The organism is Pseudomonas sp. LS-2 (assembly GCF_003605735.1).
GTDB lineage: Bacteria > Pseudomonadota > Gammaproteobacteria > Pseudomonadales > Pseudomonadaceae > Aquipseudomonas.
The window spans coordinates 765,869-786,313 of record NZ_QXTJ01000039.1; the positions used below are offsets into that span (position 1 = coordinate 765,869).

Annotated in this window: 24 protein-coding genes; 12 read left to right on the forward strand and 12 right to left on the reverse strand. The window is 59.5% G+C overall.

Annotation, left to right across the window (positions count from 1 at the left end):
• Window positions 1-12 precede the first annotated feature (12 nt).
• Window positions 13-300, reverse strand: a complete 288-nt coding sequence (locus tag D3M70_RS24765; RefSeq protein ID WP_120128235.1) for a YheV family putative zinc ribbon protein — start codon at window positions 298-300, stop codon at window positions 13-15.
• Window positions 297-2,348 (reverse strand): oligopeptidase A, encoded by a 2,052-nt coding sequence (gene prlC, locus D3M70_RS24770; protein ID WP_120128236.1) that lies wholly within the window; start codon window positions 2,346-2,348, stop codon window positions 297-299. Before prlC ends, D3M70_RS24765 begins: the two co-directional genes overlap by 4 nt.
• 90 nt (window positions 2,349-2,438) lie before the next feature.
• Between prlC and D3M70_RS24775 the strand changes: the two genes are divergently transcribed.
• Together D3M70_RS24775 and D3M70_RS24780 are read left to right on the forward strand one after the other, a co-directional pair.
• Window positions 2,439-2,987: a gamma carbonic anhydrase family protein gene (locus D3M70_RS24775; RefSeq protein ID WP_120128237.1), complete on the forward strand. Its 549-nt coding sequence runs from the start codon at window positions 2,439-2,441 to the stop codon at window positions 2,985-2,987.
• A gap of 104 nt (window positions 2,988-3,091) precedes the next feature.
• Complete coding sequence (locus D3M70_RS24780; RefSeq protein ID WP_120128238.1) at window positions 3,092-3,751, forward strand: HAD family hydrolase; 660 nt, start codon at window positions 3,092-3,094, stop codon at window positions 3,749-3,751.
• A 105-nt stretch (window positions 3,752-3,856) separates the two neighbouring features.
• On the opposite strand, the gene D3M70_RS24785 is transcribed toward D3M70_RS24780, so the two are convergent.
• Window positions 3,857-4,924: an aminopeptidase gene (locus D3M70_RS24785; RefSeq protein WP_120128240.1), complete on the reverse strand. Its 1,068-nt coding sequence runs from the start codon at window positions 4,922-4,924 to the stop codon at window positions 3,857-3,859.
• A 110-nt stretch (window positions 4,925-5,034) separates the two neighbouring features.
• Here D3M70_RS24785 and D3M70_RS24790 point away from each other — a divergent pair, with 110 nt between their 5' ends.
• Window positions 5,035-5,451 carry a hypothetical protein gene (locus D3M70_RS24790; protein ID WP_120128241.1) on the forward strand — a complete coding sequence of 139 codons (417 nt, stop codon included), beginning with the start codon at window positions 5,035-5,037 and terminating at the stop codon, window positions 5,449-5,451.
• A gap of 37 nt (window positions 5,452-5,488) precedes the next feature.
• Here D3M70_RS24790 and D3M70_RS24795 read toward each other — a convergent pair whose 3' ends face one another.
• Both D3M70_RS24795 and D3M70_RS24800 read right to left on the reverse strand, forming a co-directional pair.
• Window positions 5,489-5,722: a DUF1161 domain-containing protein gene (locus D3M70_RS24795; protein ID WP_120128242.1), complete on the reverse strand. Its 234-nt coding sequence runs from the start codon at window positions 5,720-5,722 to the stop codon at window positions 5,489-5,491.
• A 132-nt stretch (window positions 5,723-5,854) separates the two neighbouring features.
• Complete coding sequence (locus D3M70_RS24800) at window positions 5,855-6,286, reverse strand: OsmC family protein (protein ID WP_081564570.1); 432 nt, start codon at window positions 6,284-6,286, stop codon at window positions 5,855-5,857.
• A gap of 291 nt (window positions 6,287-6,577) precedes the next feature.
• Between D3M70_RS24800 and D3M70_RS24805 the strand changes: the two genes are divergently transcribed.
• Window positions 6,578-7,579 (forward strand): LLM class flavin-dependent oxidoreductase, encoded by a 1,002-nt coding sequence (locus D3M70_RS24805; protein WP_120128244.1) that lies wholly within the window; start codon window positions 6,578-6,580, stop codon window positions 7,577-7,579.
• 168 nt (window positions 7,580-7,747) lie between these two features.
• On the opposite strand, the gene D3M70_RS24810 is transcribed toward D3M70_RS24805, so the two are convergent.
• The gene (locus D3M70_RS24810) at window positions 7,748-7,972 is read right to left on the reverse strand and encodes a DUF1161 domain-containing protein (RefSeq protein ID WP_120128245.1); all 225 of its coding nucleotides are present in this window, start codon (window positions 7,970-7,972) and stop codon (window positions 7,748-7,750) included.
• A gap of 145 nt (window positions 7,973-8,117) precedes the next feature.
• Entirely contained in the window at window positions 8,118-8,333 is a 216-nt protein-coding gene (locus D3M70_RS24815; RefSeq protein ID WP_120128246.1) for a dodecin, read from the reverse strand.
• Window positions 8,334-8,516: 183 nt separating this feature from the next.
• Between D3M70_RS24815 and D3M70_RS24820 the strand changes: the two genes are divergently transcribed.
• A complete protein-coding gene (locus D3M70_RS24820; RefSeq protein WP_120128247.1) occupies window positions 8,517-8,843 on the forward strand; it encodes a YqjD family protein in 327 nt (108 codons plus the stop codon).
• Here the strand turns inward: D3M70_RS24820 and D3M70_RS24825 are convergent, their stop codons facing one another.
• A complete protein-coding gene (locus tag D3M70_RS24825; RefSeq protein ID WP_120128248.1) occupies window positions 8,844-9,743 on the reverse strand; it encodes a LysR family transcriptional regulator in 900 nt (299 codons plus the stop codon).
• 124 nt (window positions 9,744-9,867) lie between these two features.
• Between D3M70_RS24825 and trpB the strand changes: the two genes are divergently transcribed.
• The 3 genes from trpB to D3M70_RS24840 all read left to right on the forward strand — a co-directional run bounded on the left by trpB (window position 9,868) and on the right by D3M70_RS24840 (window position 12,527).
• On the forward strand, window positions 9,868-11,088 hold the full coding sequence (gene trpB, locus D3M70_RS24830) for a tryptophan synthase subunit beta (protein WP_120128249.1): 1,221 nt from the start codon (window positions 9,868-9,870) through the stop codon (window positions 11,086-11,088).
• Complete coding sequence (trpA, locus tag D3M70_RS24835; RefSeq protein WP_120128250.1) at window positions 11,088-11,900, forward strand: tryptophan synthase subunit alpha; 813 nt, start codon at window positions 11,088-11,090, stop codon at window positions 11,898-11,900. The genes trpB and trpA overlap by 1 nt, the downstream gene beginning before the upstream one ends.
• 126 nt (window positions 11,901-12,026) lie before the next feature.
• Window positions 12,027-12,527, forward strand: coding sequence for an anti-virulence regulator CigR family protein (locus D3M70_RS24840; protein WP_120128251.1), 501 nt, complete (start codon window positions 12,027-12,029; stop codon window positions 12,525-12,527).
• Between the two features lie 91 nt (window positions 12,528-12,618).
• Here the strand turns inward: D3M70_RS24840 and D3M70_RS24845 are convergent, their stop codons facing one another.
• Window positions 12,619-12,951, reverse strand: a complete 333-nt coding sequence (locus tag D3M70_RS24845; RefSeq protein ID WP_120128252.1) for a DOPA 4,5-dioxygenase family protein — start codon at window positions 12,949-12,951, stop codon at window positions 12,619-12,621.
• A gap of 85 nt (window positions 12,952-13,036) precedes the next feature.
• On the opposite strand from D3M70_RS24845, the gene D3M70_RS24850 reads away from it, so the two are divergent.
• Window positions 13,037-13,705 (forward strand): NAD(P)-dependent oxidoreductase, encoded by a 669-nt coding sequence (locus D3M70_RS24850; RefSeq protein WP_120128253.1) that lies wholly within the window; start codon window positions 13,037-13,039, stop codon window positions 13,703-13,705.
• A gap of 45 nt (window positions 13,706-13,750) precedes the next feature.
• Here the strand turns inward: D3M70_RS24850 and D3M70_RS24855 are convergent, their stop codons facing one another.
• Window positions 13,751-14,701, reverse strand: coding sequence for a choline sulfate utilization transcriptional regulator (locus D3M70_RS24855; RefSeq protein ID WP_120128254.1), 951 nt, complete (start codon window positions 14,699-14,701; stop codon window positions 13,751-13,753).
• A 114-nt stretch (window positions 14,702-14,815) separates the two neighbouring features.
• Between D3M70_RS24855 and betC the strand changes: the two genes are divergently transcribed.
• Window positions 14,816-16,321 (forward strand): choline-sulfatase, encoded by a 1,506-nt coding sequence (gene betC / locus D3M70_RS24860; RefSeq protein ID WP_120128427.1) that lies wholly within the window; start codon window positions 14,816-14,818, stop codon window positions 16,319-16,321.
• A 39-nt stretch (window positions 16,322-16,360) separates the two neighbouring features.
• Window positions 16,361-17,290, forward strand: coding sequence for a choline ABC transporter substrate-binding protein (choX, locus tag D3M70_RS24865; protein WP_120128255.1), 930 nt, complete (start codon window positions 16,361-16,363; stop codon window positions 17,288-17,290).
• A 96-nt stretch (window positions 17,291-17,386) separates the two neighbouring features.
• On the opposite strand, the gene aroE is transcribed toward choX, so the two are convergent.
• Complete coding sequence (aroE, locus tag D3M70_RS24870; RefSeq protein WP_120128256.1) at window positions 17,387-18,214, reverse strand: shikimate dehydrogenase; 828 nt, start codon at window positions 18,212-18,214, stop codon at window positions 17,387-17,389.
• Window positions 18,214-19,134, reverse strand: coding sequence for an oxygen-dependent coproporphyrinogen oxidase (hemF, locus tag D3M70_RS24875; protein WP_120128257.1), 921 nt, complete (start codon window positions 19,132-19,134; stop codon window positions 18,214-18,216). Before hemF ends, aroE begins: the two co-directional genes overlap by 1 nt.
• Window positions 19,135-19,348: 214 nt before the next feature.
• On the opposite strand from hemF, the gene D3M70_RS24880 reads away from it, so the two are divergent.
• Window positions 19,349-20,326, forward strand: a complete 978-nt coding sequence (locus D3M70_RS24880; RefSeq protein ID WP_120128258.1) for an NADPH:quinone reductase — start codon at window positions 19,349-19,351, stop codon at window positions 20,324-20,326.
• The last annotated feature ends 119 nt before the right edge of the window (window positions 20,327-20,445 follow it).

The following is a 20,445-nucleotide window of genomic DNA, read 5'->3' on the forward strand; positions in this document are numbered from 1 at the left end:
ACGGTGTAACAATCAGCTCGGATCAACCGGCTTTTTCAGCTTCGGATTCGGGAAGAACTGCACCCCCTGCACCTTGGGACCGGCCGGTTTAGCAGGGGTCTTGTTGACCCGTGTGCCCAGCTCCTTCGGGATCGACTGCCCCTGCGCGTTGAGCGTGTCCGAATACCCGCAATGCACGCACTCGCGATGCGGGACATCGTCTTCGCTCCACATCATCAGTTTGTCAGGCTCGCTGCACGCCGGGCATACAGCCCCGGCGATGAAGCGTTTCTTGGTCACCACATGCGGTGTATCGGTCATGCTGCCGCTTCCTCGCTCAAGCCGGAGTGGCGCAAGAGTGCGTCAATCGAAGGCTCGCGTCCGCGGAAGTCGACGAACAGCACCATCGGCGCCTGCGAACCGCCACGGGCCAGAATCGCCTCGCGGAAGGCGCGACCGGTTTCGGCATTGAGCACGCCGTCTTCTTCGAATTTGGAGAAGGCATCTGCCGAGAGCACTTCAGCCCACTTGTAACTGTAGTAACCCGCTGCATAACCGCCCGCGAAGATGTGCGCGAAGCTGTTCGGGAAGCGGTTGTAAGCGGGTGGGCGCATGACCGAGACCTCGTCGCGAACGCCTTCGAGCACTTGCAGGGTCGTGCGGCCGTCGCCGTGTGTGGCGTGCAGTTCAAAGTCGAACAGCGAGAACTCCAGCTGGCGGACCATCATCAGACCGGACTGGAAGTTCTTCGCCGCAAGCATTTTTTCCAGCAGATCCTGAGGCAGCGGCTCGCCGGTTTCGTAGTGGCCGGAAATCAGCGCCAGACCTTCGGGCTCCCAGCACCAGTTCTCCATGAACTGACTTGGCAGCTCGACTGCGTCCCACGCCACGCCGTTGATGCCTGAGGCACCCGCGTGTTCGACACGGGTCAGTAAATGATGCAGGCCATGGCCGAACTCGTGGAACAGGGTCGTGACTTCATCGTGGGTCAGCAGGGCAGGCTTGCCAGGCGACGCCGGGGTGAAGTTGCACACCAGGTTGGCGACCGGGCTTTGCAGCGAGCCTTCCAGAGTGCGACGACGATCACGGGCACCGTCCATCCACGCACCGCCACGCTTGTTGGCGCGAGCGTAGAGGTCGAAGAAGAAGCGGCCGACGTGCTGGCCGTTCTCCTTGATCTCGAACAGACGAACGTCCGGGTGCCAAGTGTCGAAGCCTTTCTGCTCGGCGATTTCGATGCCGTACAGTTTTTGCACGATGACGAACAGGCCGTTCAGCACCTTGTCGATCGGGAAGTAGGCGCGCAGGGCTTCCTGGGACACGCTGTAGCGCTGCTCACGCAGCTTCTCGCCGTAGAAACCGCTGTCCCAGCTTTGCAGGTCCGGGCAGCCCTGCTCGGCGGCGTAGGCTTTCAGTTGTTCCAGATCCTGGGCGGCGAAGGGTTTGCTGCGCTTGGCCAGATCGCGCAGGAAACTCAGCACCTGATCGCTGGACTCGGCCATCTTGGTCGCCAGGCTCAGCTCGGAGAAGCTGGCAAAACCCAGCAGTTTGGCCAGTTCCTGACGCAGGTCGAGGATCTGCTCCATCACCGGGCCGTTATCGTTTTTGCCGGCATTCGGGCCTTGGTCCGACGCACGGGTGCAGTAGGCCGCGTAAACTTCTTCGCGCAGCGCACGGTCCTGGGCGTAGGTCATCACCGCGTAGTAGCTCGGGAATTCCAGGGTGATCAGATAGCCGTCCAGATCCTTGGCTTTCGCAGCCGCCGCCATTTGCGCCTTGGCCGAATCGGTCAGACCGGCGAGGGTGGCTTCGTCGGTGACGTGCTTGGTCCAGGCCTGGGTGGCGTCGAGCAGTTGGTTAGAAAACTGACTGCCCAGCTCCGACAGCTTGCTCTGCACTTCGGCGTAACGTTTCTGCTGTTCAGGCGGCAGATCGATGCCCGACAGGCGGAAATCGCGCAGCGAGTGTTCCAGAATGGTCTTTTGCGCCACGTCGAAACCAGCGGCTTCCGGGCTGTTGGCCAGCGCTTCGAACGCCTGGAACAGTTCGCGGTTCTGGCCCATTTCGGTGGAGTACGCGCTTAACCCCGGCAGGCAGGACTCATAGGCTTCGCGCAGCTCGGCGCTGTTGCACACGGCGTTCAAATGGCTGACCGGGCTCCAGGCGGCGCCCAGGCGGTCGTTCAGCTCGTCCATCGCCAGCACCAGGCCAGCCCATGTAGGCTGCGTACCTTGCTTGGCGAGGATGTCGGCAATCGCGGCGCGGTTGTCGGCAAGAATCTGGTCGATAGCAGGTTTTACGTGCTCGGCGCGAATCGCCGAGAAAGGTGGCAGGTCGTACGATTGCAAAAGAGGGTTGTTCGCGCTCACGGTTTGGCACCTTGGCTGGAAGAAACACCTGAGCATCTTAATTACAATCTGCGCTGACCGCAGCTATCAGCGCCAGAGAAGGAACCTATTGTGGCTATTCGCACATTCCAGAATCACATCCCGGCCCTTGGCGAACGGGCGTTTGTCGATCATTCGGCCATCGTTATCGGCGATGTCGACATCGGCGACGACAGCTCGGTATGGCCATTGACCGTGATTCGCGGCGACATGCACCGCATCCGAATCGGTGCTCGCACCAGCGTGCAGGATGGCAGCGTGCTGCACATCACCCACGCCGGCCCTTTCAACCCGGACGGCTTCCCGCTGTTCATCGGCGATGAAGTGACCATCGGTCACAAGGTCATGCTTCATGGCTGCACGATCGGCAACCGGATTCTGATCGGCATGGGCAGCACGATCATGGACGGCGCGGTGGTCGAAGATGAAGTCATCATTGGCGCTGGCAGCCTGGTGCCGCCAGGCAAACGCCTCGAAAGCGGGTTTCTGTATGTCGGTCGACCCGTGAAGCAGGTCCGGGCATTGACGGAAAAGGAAATCGCCTTCTTCCCCTACAGCGCCAGCAATTACGTGAAGTTGAAAGATCAGCACCTGGCTGAAGGTTTCGACAAACCCCTATAGCAGTCCCGCTTGCAGGCGATGGAAGACTGAAGCCGCCACCGCCGGCAAGCCGTGCTGCTACACATGCCACGCGTTGCACCGATTCACAGACTTCGAGAGAACACATGCATTACCAGAATATTCTGTTCGACCTGGACGGCACCCTGACCGACCCACGGGAAGGCATCACTCGCTCGATCCAGTTCGCCCTGAGCAAGCTGGGCATCGACGAACCCGACATCACCCAGCTCGAGCACTTCATCGGGCCGCCACTGCTGCAGCAATTCATGCGCGCTTACGACTTCGACGAGGCCAGGGCGTGGGAGGCAGTGGGTTTTTACCGTGAACGGTTCAAGGTCACCGGTCTCTATGAAAACCTGGTATTCGACGGTGTGTTCGAACTGCTCGATCTGCTGTCGGATCAGGGCCGGACGTTGTTTATCGCGACGTCCAAGCCATGGGTGTTCGCCCATGAGATCGCCCGGCATTTCGATTTTGAACGTCACTTCAAGCTGATCTACGGCAGCGAACTGGACGGCACCCGGACCGACAAGGTCGAGCTGATCCGGCATCTGCTGGAAGAGGAAAAGCTCGATCCCAAGCAGACGTTGATGATCGGCGACCGCAAACATGACTTGATCGGCGGCAAGCGCAACGGGCTGGACGTGGCGGCGGTAGGATACGGATTTGGCAGCCGTGAAGAACTGGAAGCCGAAGCGCCGACGTATCACTTCAACTCGCTAAAAGAGCTGCATCAGGCGTTTCTGGAGTCAGAAAAACGCTAAACGACCTGTAGGAGTGAGCTTGCTCGCGATAGCGTTCTGTCGGGGAGTGATGCGCTGGCTGACACTCCGCAATCGCGGGCAAGCGCGCTCCTACTGGTGATCACGTCAGCCTGCTGGCTTTGCCAACTGCTCCAACGCCGCCTTGCGCTCATCCTTCGGCAAGCCCCCGATCTTCTCGACAGCCGAAAAGAAAGCCGGCCAATCGCCGTTGACCTGCCTGAACAAAGCCTCGAACGACGGAACCCACTGGTCATAGAGCCCGATCGGGAGCAGACGGGCGTTGTTCATCGGCGCATAAACCCATGTGTCGAAGCGCTTGTCGCCGCCCCACTGACTGTCGCGCAATTGTCGGTATTCACTGCGCAGACGCTCGAATTCCGCCGCCTTGCGCTGGCGCATGAGTTCCGGAGTCAGTGGCTCGGCATACAGCGCCTTCAGGCGATCACGGGTATCAAGCGCCAAATGCGTCAACTGATCACGGCGACGGGCTAGGGAAGACGCCGTCTCCGGGGGCAAGCCTCGGGCTGCGCGCCACTGCCGGGTGCCTTCCTCCTCAACGAAAGTCGCGTAGGACTCATTGAATTCGCTGTCGTCCTTCACGTAAAAACGCTGGTGCGCCAATTCGTGGAAGATCAACGTGGCCAGACGCTCATCGCCCCAGTGCATCATCGAACTGATGATCGGGTCGTTGAACCAGCCGAGCGTCGAATAGGCCTCGACACCACTGACGTAGACATCCTTGCCCTCAAGCTTCTGCAGCGCCGCTTCCCCTCGCGCCGCGCCCTGATCGTAATAACCGCGATACGCCACGCAGCCGGCGATGGGGAAGCAGTGAGTCACAGGCTCCAGCGAGAACTCACCGGTGGCAAACACGTTCCAGACCACATAGGGGCGATGGATGTCGGCGTAGAGTCGATAGCTTTTGTTGTCGGGCAGATGCAGGTGTTCGCTGGCGAAAGCGCGAGCCTGCTGAGACTTGAGCAAATGCTCCCGCAGCCTGGGGTCGCGCTGCGGATCGGCGATGATTTCGGCTACCGGCTCCCGGGCGCGAAGCAACGCAACCTGGCCGCTGGCCAATTGCGTGTAATAGGAGAGACTGGAACAGCCACTGAGGAGTAAAATCGCCAGCATCGGCAAGCCGCGCAGCAACCACGCGATGTCAGATCGATTCATGCAGCGGCCTTAACCTCGTTCCACGTAGAAAACTCAAAGACCAGCGTTATGCCGCAGAGCCGACCTCTGACGCAACCTCCATCGTTACCTGCCTGAATGCGGAGTCTGCCATGCGCCTGCCACTGTCGATCATTGCCCTGAGTCTGCTGACCGGATGCGCAGGCCCGTTGCCGGCCGTCGACCCGCAACAGGCCTGGGTCGATCTGCACACGTTCACCGGCAAGACATTGATGGCCGACAAGCTTGATGGCGTGCGCACCGAGGATGGTCGCTATTTCCAGGTAACGCCCGGCAAACACAAGCTCGAAGTGCGCTACGACTATGAGTACGCACCCGGTGGCATGGGGCTTTCGATGGATATCTACAACGAGCTGACCTGCTACGTCACGATCAACTACGACCATTTCGAAGCCGGCCACCGTTACCGACTGGATGTTCGCCACATTGCCAACAGCATCGACGCGCAGCTGCGTGATGAACAGCGAAAAGTACTGGCCGAAGAGGGCGAGATTTTCTGCATTCCGTGACGACTGCTACAGGATATTTTCAATCCGTTCGTGGCCCTCACCGATCATTCTTCTGATAGATAATCTTCTTCGTGCCGTTTTCGCATGAGCCCACGACCATGTTCTCGTCATGAACCTCTTCATTGCTGACAATTTCCAGCGTGTAGGAGCTGACGCTCTGCGCCTGGATCTTGGCTTCGATCTCGGCCTTGAGCTCTTCACAGGGTTTGGGAGCGGCGAACACGCCAGTGGTCAGAGCGCTGAGAATCAGGGTTGCGGCGATACGTTTCATGTTCGACTCCTTCGATGCCGTGCGAATCGCATCGGCCCTGCATATGACCCTGTCGCCCGGAACCGGTTCTGCGGGCTCTTGAACGAGAATGACCCGCCTTGGCGGGTCATCGACGTGGAGCGGGGCTGAAAATCAGCTCACCAGCGTAGCGTCCAGAGTGATCTTGGCGTTCAAGACTTTGGAAACCGGGCAGCCTTCTTTGGCCATGGCGGTCAGCTTGTCGAACTGTTCCTGAGTTGCGCCAGGCACTTTGGCTTTGAGGGTCAGGTGCACGGCGGTGATCGCAAAGCCGCCGTCGACCTGATCCAGGGTGACATCGGCGGTGGTATCGATGCTGTCGGCTTTCAGGTTTTCGCCGCCGAGAATCATCGACAGGGCCATCGAGAAGCAGCCCGCGTGGGCAGCGCCGATCAGCTCTTCGGGGTTCGTGCCTTTGCCGCCCTCGAAACGAGCCTTGAAACCATACGGCGCTTCGCGCAGCACGCCAGTTTCAGTGGAGATGCTGCCAATACCTGTTTTCAGGTCACCTTCCCAGTGGGCGGATGCTTTCTTGACGATGCTCATGGTGTCTCCTCATGAAAAAAAGTGCGATTGCCTCGCACATGGACCAAAAGTCTGAGGAGTGTAGGCGGGACTTAGTTCAACGGTTGTGACGCTCGTGCTTTATTTGCTGAATTTGCGCACCGAAAATCCGACCAAATTAGTAGGAAATTTCTTCTTGCCCATTGCAACCTCAAAATCCGGCCTTATCCTAAGGCCTTAACGCAAATATTTAGGCTTAACGCGGGTTTTGCTTTTGCGCCAGGCACCACCCTGGCGTCTGACCGAGCCCCCCAAGAGGATCAACGGCGGCCTATGAAACGATTAGCTGATGTGAAGATTTCCACTCTCGACCTGGTTCCCGTGCGCGAGGATAAAGGCCCGGCCGAGTCCCTGCGCAATTCACTGGATCTGGCGCAACACGTCGAGAAATGGGGTTACAACCGTTTCTGGGTCGCTGAACACCACAACATGGATGGCATCGCCAGCTCTGCGACGTCTGTGCTGCTGGCGTATCTCGCCGGCGGCACCTCGAGTATTCGGGTCGGCTCCGGTGGCGTCATGCTGCCCAACCATGCGCCGCTGGTGATTGCCGAACAGTTCGGCACCCTGGCCAGTCTGTTTCCCGGCCGCATCGATCTGGGTCTGGGTCGCGCACCGGGCTCTGATCAGATGACCGCCCGCGCGCTGCGCCGCGAACGCTCTGGTAGCGCCGACGACTTCCCCGATGACGTCGCGGAACTGATGAGTTATCTCGGCCCGCGCCAGCCGCATCAGCGAGTGATCGCCGTACCGGGAAGCAACACCAACGTGCCGGTTTGGCTGTTGGGGTCAAGCCTGTTCAGCGCCCAATTGGCCGGGCAGCGCGGACTGCCTTACGCCTTCGCTTCGCACTTTGCGCCGCGTTACATGCATGAGGCGATTCGGGTTTATCGCAACCATTTCCAGCCATCCGAGGTGCTCGACAAGCCTTATGTGATGCTGGGTGTACCGCTGGCCGCTGCCGACACCGACGAGCAGGCCGAATACCTGGTGACGTCGGTGTATCAGCGCATTCTCAACCTGATGCGCGGGCAGAGCCTGATGCAGAAACCGCCCGTGGATAGCATGAACGGACTATGGCTGCCCCATGAGCGTGAAGCGGTGATGGATTTCCTTGGCCTTGCGATGGTAGGCGGCCCGGAGAAGATCCGCGCCAAGCTCGACGTGCTGCTGGAACAGACCGACGCCGATGAGCTGATCTTCACCTGCGATATGTACGAACATGCTGACCGTTTGCGCTCGTACGAGATTCTGGCGCAAGCCGCGAAAGGCTAGTCACCACACCACCTGTAGGAGCGCGCTTGCCCGCGATGGCGTCCCGTCTATGACGATGTGTTTGCCGAGACCGCGCAATCGCCGGCAAGCAAGCGCCTACAGGAATTGTGTTCGTGCATAAAAAAACCGACGCCAAATGCGTCGGTTTTTATTGGCCTAAGGGCTGAGTCAGCCGCGCTTGTAGACGATTTCCTTGCTGCCACCTTCGCAAGTGCCAACGACTTTTCCATCTGCGGCGCTGCCTTTGTCCACAGCCTCCAGCGTGTAAGACGCCACGCCCTTGGCCTTGATCTTCGCGTCGATCTCCGCTTTCACGTCATCGCACGACTTCCCGGCTGCCAGGGTAGTGCCCGCAATGCTCAACAACCCTACCGCTAAAAGAATCTTCTTCATCGGTCACACTCCCTCGTCAGGCGCTTTTCAAGCGTAAGAGGCCGCCCGATACGAGCGGCCCGTCACATTGTCCTCGCGTCCGAATTCACGAACGGCGGGGGTATGTATAGCGAAGGTTGTGGCATTCAGCCAGCGCAAAAGTTCATCAGCTGTTATCGATGCGGAAGCCCACTTTGATCGTCACCTGGAAGTGCGCCACCTTACCGTCATTGATGTGCCCGCGGGTTTCCAGCACCTCGAACCACTCCATGAACTTCACGCTTTTGGCGGCCTGAGCAATTGCGTTCTGAATCGCATCGTCCGTGCTGGTGGTCGAAGAACCGACCAGTTCGAGCATCTTGTAGGTGTGGTGATCTGTCATGGCAGTACTCCTCAAGTGGTCTTCAATTAGCAGGGTAGCAGTGAATATTTACTCCTTATGTCTGTGGCGGAAAGCGGCCGAAAAGTTCATAAAAAACCGCAGTTCGAAACACGCACTGCACTTTCTGAGAACCCTGTAGTCGGAAACAACACACGCCACTCATCACAGCAGGAGAGTCAAATCATGGCATTCACGTCATCCCGTAAAGCGTCTTTGCAAAGCATGGAAGCGGAGATCGAAAGTCTGCTCAAGTCGTTGGAGAGCTTGAAGTCGGATGCTTCGGACGAGTCGCGCAAAACCTTGAAGACCCTGAAGGCTAACGCTGAAAGCGCGCTGAGCCATTCGCGCAGCCTGCTGAGCGATGTCTATGAAGACGTCAAAGTGAAGACCCGCGAAACCGGCGTTGCCACTCGTGACTATGCACAGGAACACCCATGGACTACCGCAGGCGTTGCGGTAGGTGCAATCGGTCTGCTGGCAGCTTACTTGCTGTGCAAGCGCGGCAACTGATCACGCCTGTCCCGAGCGCGCCAGCTCCTGTTTGAGCCAGTGGGCAAGTTGTCCGGCTCGCCCGTCGGCGGCACGCTTGGGCACCCATAATGCCAGTTGCGCCGGGGTTTCGCTGAAACCCCATGGCGCAGCCAGGCGTCCTGCCTTCAGGTCGTCGACCACCAGCGGTTCCGGTGCGATGGCAATGCCGAGTCCCGCGACGGCGGCCTCCAGCAAGTAATACAGATGCTCGAAACCCTGACCGTAATGCAACGCGTCGGGATCGATACAGTTTTGTCTGGCCCAACTCGGCCAAGCCTGCAGCCGCGACATGGTTTGCAGCAACGGCTCGTTCTGCAACGCTTGCGGCGGCGCCTGACGCAACGACTCAAAGCGCAGGAAACGCGGGCTCAACACCGGACCGATACGTTCGCTCGCCAATTCAAATACCTGCATGTCGGCGGGCCAAGGCGGCTCGGCGAACACCAGCAATGCATCAAGGCCGGGACGACGGGGATCGAGATCGCCTTCTCCAGCAGACAGATGCAGCCGCAAATCCGGTAACTCGGCATTCAGACGCCCCATTCGCGGAATGAACCAGCGCGCCAACAGGCTTCCCGAGCAACCCAGCACGAAGGGTGCATCGGCGCCGCCTTGGGTCAGTTCGGCGCAGACCCCGCGCAGTCGGTCGAACGCCTCACCGCTGACATCCCGCAAACGAACACCTGCATCTGTGAGTTTCAGGCCGCGCCCATCTTTGCTGAAGAGACTCACACCCAAGTGTTCCTCCAGAACTTTCAGCTGTCGACTGACGGCGCCATGGGTGACGTGCAGTTGTTCCGCCGCCTGACTGACGCTGTTCAGGCGGGCAGTGGCCTCGAAGGCACGAAGGGCATTGAGCGGGGGGAGGTCTCGGCTCATGGAATATGTGAGTTTTCCTGACAGGTTGCGCCGATCTTATCGGTTTTCATCCAGGTATGCGCTGGTTAAAGTGTGCTCACTGCCTCAACGGCTAAATCCATTCGTCACCCCGGAGGTCTTCACCATGACTCAGACCCAATACAGGAACGGCCCGGATGACCGCGGCATGTTCGGCGCCTTTGGCGGTCGTTATGTTGCCGAAACCCTGATGCCGCTGATCCTCGACCTCAATCGCGAGTACGAGGCCGCGAAAGAAGACCCAGCCTTCCTTAAGGAACTGGCCTACTTCCAGCGCGACTACGTGGGCCGTCCAAGCCCGCTCTACTTCGCCGAACGCCTGACCGAGCATTGCGGCGGGGCGAAGATTTACCTCAAGCGCGAAGAGCTGAACCATACCGGCGCGCATAAGATCAACAACTGCATCGGCCAGATTTTGCTCGCGCGCCGCATGGGCAAGAAACGCATCATCGCCGAGACCGGCGCTGGCATGCACGGCGTGGCAACTGCCACCGTGGCTGCGCGTTTCGGTCTGGAGTGCGTGATCTACATGGGGACCACTGACATCGAGCGTCAGCAGGCGAACGTGTTCCGCATGAAGCTGCTGGGCGCCACCGTGATCCCGGTCGTTGCCGGCACCGGTACCCTGAAAGACGCGATGAACGAAGCACTGCGTGACTGGGTAACCAATGTCGACAGCACGTTCTACCTGATCGGCACCGTCGCCGGTCCACATCCGTATCCAGCGATGGTTCGCGACTTCCAGGCCGTGATCGGCAAGGAAACCCGCGTGCAGCTGCAAGAGCAGGAAGGCCGTCTGCCGGACAGTCTGGTGGCGTGCATTGGGGGTGGCTCCAACGCCATGGGCCTGTTCCACCCGTTCCTGGATGACACCACCGTACGCATCATCGGCGTCGAAGCGGCCGGGCACGGCATCGAAACCGGCAAACACGCAGCGAGCCTCAACGGCGGCGTTCCCGGCGTTCTGCACGGCAACCGCACGTTCCTGTTGCAAGACGACGATGGGCAGATCATCGACGCCCACTCGATTTCCGCCGGTCTTGATTATCCGGGCATCGGCCCTGAACACGCCTGGTTGCATGACATCGGCCGTGTCGAGTACACCTCCATCACCGACGACGAAGCCCTGGCTGCGTTTCACCAGTGCTGCCGCCTGGAAGGCATCATTCCGGCGCTGGAAAGTGCCCACGCCCTCGCTGAAGTCTTCAAGCGCGCACCAACGTTGCCTAAAGATCACCTGATGGTGGTCAACCTGTCCGGTCGCGGCGACAAGGACATGCAAACCGTCATGCACCATCTGGATCTGTCCAAGCAGGAGAAACACTGATGAGCCGCCTGCAAACGCGCTTTGCCGAGCTGAAAGAACAAAACCGGGCCGCTCTGGTGACCTTCATCACCGCAGGCGACCCGGCGTATGAGACCTCGCTGGCGATCCTCAGGGGTCTGCCGAAAGCGGGCGCCGATGTGATCGAACTGGGCATGCCGTTCACCGATCCGATGGCCGATGGTCCGGCGATCCAGCTGGCGAACATTCGCGCGCTGGACGCCAGACAGAACCTGGCGAAAACCTTGCAGATGGTCCGCGAGTTCCGCACCGATAACAGCGACACGCCATTGGTACTGATGGGTTACTACAACCCGATCCACAACTACGGCGTAGAGCGTTTCATCGCTGAAGCCCATGAATCCGGCGTTGACGGCCTGATCGTTGTCGACCTGCCACCAGAGCACAACAACGAGCTGTGTAACCCTGCGCAGGACGCCGGTCTGGATTTCATTCGCCTGACCACTCCGACCACCGATGACAAGCGTCTGCCAACGGTTCTCAACGGCAGCTCGGGATTCGTCTACTACGTGTCGGTGGCCGGTGTGACCGGCGCAGGCTCGGCCACCATCGAGCACGTCAAAGAGGCGGTCGCACGTCTGCGCCGTCACTCCGATCTGCCGATCAGCGTCGGTTTCGGCATCCGCACCCCGGACCAGGCTGCCGCTATCGCGCGCGTCGCTGACGGCGTCGTGGTCGGATCGGCGTTGATCGACCAGATCGCCAACGCGCAATCCCCGGATCAAGCAGTGAGCGGCGTTCTGAAGCTGTGTTCGGAATTGTCCGAAGGCGTGCGTAAGGCCCGTGTGTCCTGAAGGTAAAGTTTCTGATACAGAGGAATCTAAGCCTTTGTTAGCAGACTAAGCAGTACAGCAAAGGGGTTCAGGACCCGTTCCGTGAACCCCTTTTTGCCGTCTCGAATTTGCTCAGGAGCGCGCTACATGAAAGTCTCGAATCGTTTGATCGCCGGTCTCGGCGTACTGATGCTCAGCGCCAGTGCGATGGTTCAGGCCGCGCCGCCCGATCAACGCGGTGGTCATGACGACAACGGCCCCGGCCAGCATCAGGACCATGGCCCGCAAGGGGGTCCGCAGGATAATCGAGGCAATGATCACGGCAACGATCATCGCAATGACCAGCACGCTGACAACCGTGGCAACGACCACCGTGGGGGACGTCCGCCGCAAGACTTCGGCGACGTTCGCCGCACGATTCAGGAGCATCGCGAAGTCATTGGTCGCGGCCAGCCGCTGCCGCCGAACATTCATGTGGTGAAGGGTCACCCACTGCCGCGCGGCTATGGTCGTAGTCTGGATGAGCGTTCGCTGCAGTACCTGCCGCGGTATGACGGCTATGAATGGCGTCGTCTGGGCACTGACGTAGTGCTTGTCGCCATCGGCAGCGGAATCGTTTACGAGATTCTGGAGGGTGTGTTGAATTAGACATCGACCCCGATGTAGCAGCACGGCTTGCCGGCGGTGGCGTCTTAGACCGCCGCCGCTGGCAAGCCGGACCGCGACAGTGATTGGTCCGTCAGCGCCTGAACATCCCCACATTCAACTCCCGAATCCCGCCCATCCAGATCGCATGTCGGGTGTGGTCGGCCAAATCATCCCCAGTATTCGGATGGGTGAAGATCACCAGGCCGTCGCGATGCAGTGCCAGATGCAGCATCACGTCAGCAAACTTCTCATGCTCGAACGCCAATTGGCAGCTCCAGTCAGGATGCGGCCCGACCGGGCGCTCGTGTACCCGCCCCATGCGGATATCGAACTTCGCCGCGACGCTGTCGCACAGGGCGCGTGCCTGCTCGAGGGTCTGGGCGTCAAAATAAACGTGGGCGTGGTAGCCCTCGACAGGTGACATGTCCGGTCCTCCTTAAACGTGGAACAGCCCGATGCGCTGCTAGTCTCAGACAGAGAGAGTTATCCACAGTCCCGGATCAATTGCCATGAAGAATGCAGAAACGCCGGTGATGAAAGTCGCATTGTTTGGTGCCATGAGCAGCTTTGGCAGCGCGTTGATGGCCGAGTTGCTGCGACGCCAACACGAGGTCATCGCAATACTCGATGATCTCAACGCGCTGGCGCCGCGGCCGGGTTTGCGTACCAAGGCGGGTAATCTTTTCAGCGCTGATCGGGTCTGCGAAAGCATCGCCGGCTGTTCGGCGGTAATCTGCCTGCTTGACGCCAAGATCATCCCCGTCGGCCCCGAACGCAACCGAGCGCCCATAAACCTGACCCCTGAAGAGCAACTGATCGCTGCGCAGACCGTCTTGACCTGCCTGACGCGCATGCAGATCAAGCGGCTGATTCTCGTCGCGGACATCCAACTGCTACAAGGCCAGCCGCTGGCCGATTATCAGGACCCGAATCTCGATCAATTCCAGGCATCTGCGTTGATCGTCGACTCATTGCGCAAGAGCGACGCCGACTGGACGTTGGTCAGTGCGCCACAGGGTGTTGCGGGTCTGACTATCGAGCATTTCAGCCAGACTGGCGGGACGGTCGAGCCAGGGCTTGAAATACCGCTTGAGGTTCTCGGGCGTGTCGCGGCAGGGATCGCCGATGAGCTCAAGCTGAATCAGCACGTGCGTCAGTACGTGAATTTCGTTGTTTGAACGCAGCCAAGCGTGAACGCCCCTATCTGCGTCGCCTTTGCCCCTCTACACAGCGATGGACGGCATCGGCTTGCCCACCAGTGAATCCCCGCTCAGCGCCTGTTCACTTTTTAACCAATCGACAAAACGCTGCACGATCTGCACACGCCGTTTGCGCTGCGGCAGGACGATGTAATACCCATAAGCCGAGATCGCCGTGGCTTCGATCGGGCGGCACAACAGGCCCTGCTCCAGCAAGTCATCCACCAGATGCCGCCAGCCGATCGCGACGCCTTGCCCTCCAATCGCCGCCTGAATCAGTAGCGTGTAGTTGTCGAATCGCAGCTGCCCTGGTGCAGGGGCCTGAGCGATGTTCAAGGCCCGGAACACGCCACCCCAGTCAAACCAGTTGGTGCTGGACTCACCGCGCAGGTGGAGCAGCGGGTACTCTTTCAGCGCTTCGGTCTTCAATGGCAGAGGGCGGTCGTCCAACAACTTCGGGCTGCACACCGGGAACACCTCCTCGCTGAACAGCCAATGGCTTTCACCCTGTTTGAAGCGTCCATCGCCAAACAGCACGGCCACGTCGATGTCCGCTCGCAACATGTTGTGACTGCGCTCGCTAGTCACCAGGCTGACGTCCACATCGGGGTTGTCCTTGTGGAAGCGGTGCAGACGCGGCATCAACCAATAGGCAGCAAAGGCAAAGTCGGTAGCGACCTGCAGCACCTCGTGCTGATGCTGTTCAGTGATCAGGCTCAACCCCGCATCCATCGACTGCAATCCGGTCTGCACATGATTGAAGAGAATCTCCCCGGCGTCGGTGAGTTCGATACCTCGATAAATGCGATCAAACAGGCGCGTTGCCAGTTGTTCTTCTAACCTTTTGATTTGCTGGCTAATCGCCGGTTGGGTCGTGCCGAGCTCGACGGCTGCTGCGGTGAAGCTGCGCAGACGGGCGGCAGCTTCGAAACCGCGAAGCAGATCCAGCGACATGTTACCAAGGGCTTCAAACATAAGCGTGGCTTATCCTAGGCATTGCGTTGTATGGGCTTTACCGCTGATCCCATGGGTCTCATTCTCTGGAGCAGCAATTTCGCATAAATATTCACTATGGAATGCCGCGAATACATGAAGCGCAAGAATATTCTTTTCATCATGGCCGATCAGATGGCCGCGCCGATGTTGCCGATTTACGCCTCATCTCCAATCAAGATGCCCAATTTGAGTCGCCTCGCCGCTGAAGGCGTGGTGTTCGACGCCGCTTATTGCAACAGCCCGCTGTGCGCACCCTCCCGTTTTACCTTGGTCAGCGGTCAGCTCCCGAGCAAGATTGGCGCCTACGACAACGCTGCTGATTTCCCTGCTGACGTCCCGACTTACGCCCATTACCTGCGCCGACTCGGCTATCGCACTGCGCTGTCGGGCAAGATGCATTTCTGCGGGCCTGATCAATTGCACGGGTACGAAGAACGTCTGACCAGCGATATTTACCCCGCCGACTATGGCTGGGCGGTGAACTGGGACGAGGCCGATGTCCGCCCGACGTGGTACCACAACATGTCATCGGTGCTGCAGGCCGGCCCGTGCGTACGCACCAACCAGCTGGACTTCGACGAAGAAGTGGTATTCAAGGCCCAGCAATATTTGTTCGATCACGTTCGAGAGGACGGCGACCAACCGTTCTGCCTGACGGTATCGATGACGCATCCGCACGACCCGTACACCATCCCCAAGGAGTACTGGAATCTCTACAACGATGACGAGATTCCAATGCCGCCTGCGCCACCCGCCCAGGCCGATCAGGACCCGCATTCCCAGCGACTGCTCAAGGTCTATGACCTCTGGGACAAGCCGCTGCCGGAACACAAGATACGAGATGCCCGCCGTGCTTACTTCGGCGCGTGCAGCTACATCGACGACAATGTCGGCAAGTTGCTCAAGACGCTGGAAGACACCGGCCTGGCCGACGACACCATCATCGTCTTCTCCGGCGATCACGGCGACATGCTCGGTGAGCGTGGCCTCTGGTACAAAATGCACTGGTTTGAAATGTCCGCCCGTGTACCGTTGCTGGTGTACGCTCCGGGTCAGTTCAAGGCAGGCCGCGTGAAGGCGGCTGTGTCCACCGCTGACCTGTTGCCTACCTTCGTAGCGATGGCTGACGGCGAACTGGATGCCGGCATGCCGCTGGATGGTCGCTCGCTGCTGCCGCACCTGGAAGGCACTGGCGGTCACGACGAGGTATTCGGCGAATACATGGCGGAGGGCACCAACAGCCCGCTGATGATGATTCGTCGCGGCGCTTATAAATTCATCTATTCGGAACAGGACCCATGTCTGCTGTATGACGTGTACAACGATCCGAAAGAGCAGGAAGAGCTGAGCCATTCAGAGGCTCATCGCGACCTGTTCAATGCGTTCCTGGCTGAATCAAAGGCCAAATGGGACATTCCGGCGATACACCATCAGGTGCTCGCCAGCCAGCGTCGTCGGCGTTTCGTCGCCCAGTCGCTGGCCCTCGGCAAGCTGAAGAGTTGGGATCACCAGCCGCTGGTAGACGCCAGTCAGCAATACATGCGCAACCATATCGATCTAGACGATCTGGAGCGCAAGGCCCGTTATCCACAACCTTGAACCCTGCCAACACCTAGAAAACCAAAAAAGGGGCACACCATGATGAAGTTGTTCGCAACGCTGGCGGTTGGGGTCATGAGCATGGGCGGCGTGGCGGCGTATGCCGCTGATGCCGCCAGCTGCAGTACGGTGAAGATGGCCGATCCAGGTTGGAGCGACATCGCTGCAACCAACGCCACGGCGGGCTTTTTGCTCGATGGCATGGGCTACAAGGCCAAGGTCGATACGCTGGCAGTGCCAATTGCCTATGGTGGTCTCAAAGACGGTCAAATGGACGTTTTTCTGGGCAACTGGATGCCTGCGCAGCAGGGCTTCTATGACAAGTTCATCGCCACCGGCGATGTCACGCAATACGCGAAGAACCTGGAAGGCACCGAGTTCACCCTCGCCGTGCCGGACTACGTTTACGACGCGGGTGTGCATAACTTCGCCGACCTGAACAAGTTCGCCGACAAGTTCCACAAGAAGGTCTACGGGATCGGCTCGGGGGCTCCGGCCAACGCGTCGATTCAGGAGATCATCAAGAAGAACGAGTTCGACCTGGGTGACTGGAAGCTGGTCGAGTCGAGTGAGCAGGCCATGCTGGCCGAAGTACAGCGCAACGTGAAGAAGAAGGAGTTCGTGGTCTTTCTGGGCTGGACTCCGCACCCGATGAACGTGCAGATCAAGGGCATGCACTACCTCAAGGGCGGCGAGAAATACTTCGGTGACACCGGCAGCGTCTACACCGTGACCCGCAAGGGTTACGCCGACGCCTGCCCGAACGTGGCCAAGCTGTTCTCCAACCTGACGTTCACTCAGGACATGGAAAACACCATCATGAAAAACGTAGTGGACAACAAGATCAGCAACACCGAGGCCGTAAAAGCCTGGCTCAAGGAAAACCCTGCAGTGCTCGAGAAGTGGTTGAGTGGTGTTAAAACCATCGACGACAAAGATGCGTTGCCAGCGGTGAAGGCCAAGTTGTAAACCGATCCCAACGCCGCGCCTGAACCTGTAGCAGTCCGGCTTGCCGGCGGTGACCTCCCTGAGATCGCCACCGCCGGCAAGCCGGACTGCTACAGATCACCCCTCAGCCATCAACCGCCGTAGCTGCGCCAGCACCGGCGCCGAATCCGGGCGCACACCGCGCCATAGCAAGAACGCCTCGGCGGCTTGTTCCACCAGCATCCCCAGACCATCCACCGCCTGACCCGCCTTGTGTTCTGTGGCCCAGCGACAGAACGCGGTCGGCTCCTTGGCGTACATCATGTCGTAGCAGAAGGTTTCACCTGGCTGGATCAGGCTCGGCGCAATCGGCGGCAGCTCGCCGGACAGACTCGCCGACGTCGCGTTAATGATGATATCCACCGGCTCTTCCAGCCAGTCATAACCGGCAGGCAGAACCGGCCCCAGCTCAGCGAATTCCTGCGCCAGTCGCTCAGCTTTCTCGACGGTACGATTGGCGACGACAAGCACATACGGCTCCTCGGCGAGCAACGGCTCCAAGGCCCCGCGCACCGCGCCGCCAGCCCCCAGCAACAAGATGCGTTTGTCCTTGAGGGTCACGCCGTGATTGACCTGCAGATCACGCACCAGACCCGCTCCATCGGTGTTGTCGCCCAGCAAACTACCGTCAGCCCGCTTCGCCAACGTATTGACTGCGCCGGCGCGACGTCCGCGTTCGGTCAGTTGGTCGGCCAGACGATAAGCCTCTTCCTTGAACGGCACGGTAACGTTGGCGCCACGACCGGTTTCAAAGAACTGTCTGGCGAACGCAGTAAAGTCGTCGAGCGGCGCCAGTGCCGTCTGGTAATCCAGTGATTGGCCTGTCTGCTCGGCAAACAGGCGATGGATCAACGGTGACTTGCTGTGCGCGATGGGATTGCCGAAGACCACGTAGTGATCGGTCATTATTTCCGTTCCTCAGCGAGCCAGTCGCGATCCCGCAAAAAGTACTCGGTCAGGCGCGCTTCCTCGCTGCCCGGCGCGGCTTTCCAGTCATAGCCCCAACGCACTTGCGGCGGCAGTGACATGAGGATCGATTCGGTACGACCACCGGACTGCAGCCCGAATAGCGTGCCCCGGTCATAGACCAGGTTGAACTCCACGTAACGACCACGACGGTATTCCTGGAACTCGCGTTGCTGCGGCGTGTAGGGCGTGGCTTTGCGGCGCTTCACGATCGGCAGATAGGCGTCGACGAAGGCATTACCGATGGCGCGCAGGAAGGCAAAACTGGTGTCGAAATCCCACTCGTTCAAATCGTCGAAGAACAGACCGCCCACGCCCCGCGGCTCGTCGCGGTGCTTGATGTGAAAATAGCGATCGCACCAGGCTTTGTAACGCGGGTAGACGTCGGCCCCGAACGGAGCGCAGGCCTGCTCGGCGACTCGATGCCAGTGCACACAGTCTTCTTCGACGCCGTAGTAAGGCGTCAGATCGAAGCCGCCGCCGAACCACCAGACAGGCTCTTCACCTTCTTTTTCGGCAATGAAGAAACGCACGTTGGCGTGGGAGGTCGGAACATGTGGGTTATGCGGATGCATCACCAGCGACACACCGAGCGCCTCAAAGCCGCGACCGGCCAATTCCGGGCGGTGAGCGCTGGCCGAGGGCGGCAGACCCGCACCGAAGACATGGGAGAAGTTGACGCCGCCTTTTTCGATGACATCGCCGTTCTCGATCACGCGGGTCCGGCCGCCACCGCCGGCCGGGCGTTCCCAGGCGTCTTCGACGAAGCGGGCGCCGCCGTCTTCCTCTTCCAGAACGGCGCAGATCCGGTCTTGCAGATCAAGCAAGTAGGCTTTGACAGCATCGGTGCGAAAGGACATGACAGTACCTTGAATAAGGTGAAACGGTATTTTCGAGCGTCGACTTCGATGGCGCTTACACGGGAGCAAGACCGCCATAGCCCCAAATGAAGGCCCGAAATTGGCGCGTAGCATATCACCGGCGCGATCGGTGCCGCAGTTGACGAAGACCCAACGAAGGAGTCCGATAGAGCCCTTTCGTACATCAAGTTTCGATCCATGACGGAGAAAGCAAATGGCAAAGCGTATCCAGTTCCGCACCCACGGCGGCCCTGAAGTTCTCGAATACGTTGACTTCGAACCGGCCGCTCCGGGTCCGAAAGAAGTGCTCGTGCGCAACAAAGCGATTGGCGTCAACTTCATCGAAACCTATTTCCGCACTGGCCTGTACCCGGTCGCCGCGATGCCGTCGGGTCTGGGCAATGAAGGGGCAGGCGTGGTCGAAGCCGTCGGTGCCGAGGTGACGCACGTCAAGGTCGGCGATCGCGTGGGCTACGGCACGGGCCCGCTGGGCAGTTATGCGGATCTGCACCTCACGCCAGTTGCGAACGTGGTCAAGCTCCCGGACGAGATCAGCTTCGAACAGGCTGCCGCGATCATGCTCAAGGGTCTGACCGTGCAATACCTGTTTCGCCAGACGTACGAAATTCGTCCAGAAGAAACCATTCTGTTTCACGCCGCAGCCGGGGGCGTGGGCTCTATCGCCTGTCAGTGGGCCAGCGCCATGGGCGTGAAGCTGATCGGCACTGTCAGTTCGCCGGAAAAAGCCGCCCACGCCAAGGCCAACGGTGCATGGGAAGTGATCGACTACAGCAAAGAAGATGTGGTCAAGCGTGTCAGCGAGCTGACTGACGGCAAGAAAGTCCCGGTAGTCTATGACGGCGTCGGCAAGGACACTTGGGAGACTTCGCTGGACTGTCTGGAGTTGCGCGGCTTGCTGGTCAGTTTCGGCAATGCCTCGGGTCCTGTGGCAGGTGTGAATCTGGGAATTCTGGCGCAGAAGGGCTCGTTGTACGTCACCCGCCCCACGCTGGGCTCCTACGCCAACAGCCCGGAAACCCTGCAAGCCATGGCCGACGAGGTGTTCGACATGGTGATTACCGGCAAGGTGAAGGTAGATGAGCTGAAGAAATTCAGCCTGAAGGATGCTGCGAAGGCGCATACCGAACTGTCGGCACGACGCACGACGGGATCGATCATTCTGGTGCCGTGATGACGGTCACTGGCTCGTGAGTGTGCAGGAGCGCGCTTGCCCGCGAAGGCGTTGTGTCAGTCGATGCACATTCTTCTGACTGACCGCCATCGCCGGCAAGCGGGACTGCTACCGGCTGT

Excerpts from the sequence above, each read along its gene's own strand:
- D3M70_RS24765 (WP_120128235.1), bottom strand. The coding sequence starts at position 300 with ATGACCGATACACCGCATGTGGTGACCAAGAAACGCTTCATCGCCGGG.
- D3M70_RS24780 (WP_120128238.1), top strand. The coding sequence starts at position 3,092 with ATGCATTACCAGAATATTCTGTTCGACCTGGACGGCACCCTGACCGAC.
- D3M70_RS24785 (WP_120128240.1), bottom strand. The coding sequence starts at position 4,924 with ATGAATCGATCTGACATCGCGTGGTTGCTGCGCGGCTTGCCGATGCTG.
- D3M70_RS24790 (WP_120128241.1), top strand. The coding sequence starts at position 5,035 with ATGCGCCTGCCACTGTCGATCATTGCCCTGAGTCTGCTGACCGGATGC.
- D3M70_RS24795 (WP_120128242.1), bottom strand. The coding sequence starts at position 5,722 with ATGAAACGTATCGCCGCAACCCTGATTCTCAGCGCTCTGACCACTGGC.
- D3M70_RS24800 (WP_081564570.1), bottom strand. The coding sequence starts at position 6,286 with ATGAGCATCGTCAAGAAAGCATCCGCCCACTGGGAAGGTGACCTGAAA.
- D3M70_RS24805 (WP_120128244.1), top strand. The coding sequence starts at position 6,578 with ATGAAACGATTAGCTGATGTGAAGATTTCCACTCTCGACCTGGTTCCC.
- D3M70_RS24810 (WP_120128245.1), bottom strand. The coding sequence starts at position 7,972 with ATGAAGAAGATTCTTTTAGCGGTAGGGTTGTTGAGCATTGCGGGCACT.
- D3M70_RS24815 (WP_120128246.1), bottom strand. The coding sequence starts at position 8,333 with ATGACAGATCACCACACCTACAAGATGCTCGAACTGGTCGGTTCTTCG.
- D3M70_RS24820 (WP_120128247.1), top strand. The coding sequence starts at position 8,517 with ATGGCATTCACGTCATCCCGTAAAGCGTCTTTGCAAAGCATGGAAGCG.
- D3M70_RS24825 (WP_120128248.1), bottom strand. The coding sequence starts at position 9,743 with ATGAGCCGAGACCTCCCCCCGCTCAATGCCCTTCGTGCCTTCGAGGCC.
- trpB (WP_120128249.1), top strand. The coding sequence starts at position 9,868 with ATGACTCAGACCCAATACAGGAACGGCCCGGATGACCGCGGCATGTTC.
- trpA (WP_120128250.1), top strand. The coding sequence starts at position 11,088 with ATGAGCCGCCTGCAAACGCGCTTTGCCGAGCTGAAAGAACAAAACCGG.
- D3M70_RS24840 (WP_120128251.1), top strand. The coding sequence starts at position 12,027 with ATGAAAGTCTCGAATCGTTTGATCGCCGGTCTCGGCGTACTGATGCTC.
- D3M70_RS24845 (WP_120128252.1), bottom strand. The coding sequence starts at position 12,951 with ATGTCACCTGTCGAGGGCTACCACGCCCACGTTTATTTTGACGCCCAG.
- D3M70_RS24850 (WP_120128253.1), top strand. The coding sequence starts at position 13,037 with ATGAAGAATGCAGAAACGCCGGTGATGAAAGTCGCATTGTTTGGTGCC.
- D3M70_RS24855 (WP_120128254.1), bottom strand. The coding sequence starts at position 14,701 with ATGTTTGAAGCCCTTGGTAACATGTCGCTGGATCTGCTTCGCGGTTTC.
- betC (WP_120128427.1), top strand. The coding sequence starts at position 14,816 with ATGAAGCGCAAGAATATTCTTTTCATCATGGCCGATCAGATGGCCGCG.
- choX (WP_120128255.1), top strand. The coding sequence starts at position 16,361 with ATGATGAAGTTGTTCGCAACGCTGGCGGTTGGGGTCATGAGCATGGGC.
- aroE (WP_120128256.1), bottom strand. The coding sequence starts at position 18,214 with ATGACCGATCACTACGTGGTCTTCGGCAATCCCATCGCGCACAGCAAG.
- hemF (WP_120128257.1), bottom strand. The coding sequence starts at position 19,134 with ATGTCCTTTCGCACCGATGCTGTCAAAGCCTACTTGCTTGATCTGCAA.
- D3M70_RS24880 (WP_120128258.1), top strand. The coding sequence starts at position 19,349 with ATGGCAAAGCGTATCCAGTTCCGCACCCACGGCGGCCCTGAAGTTCTC.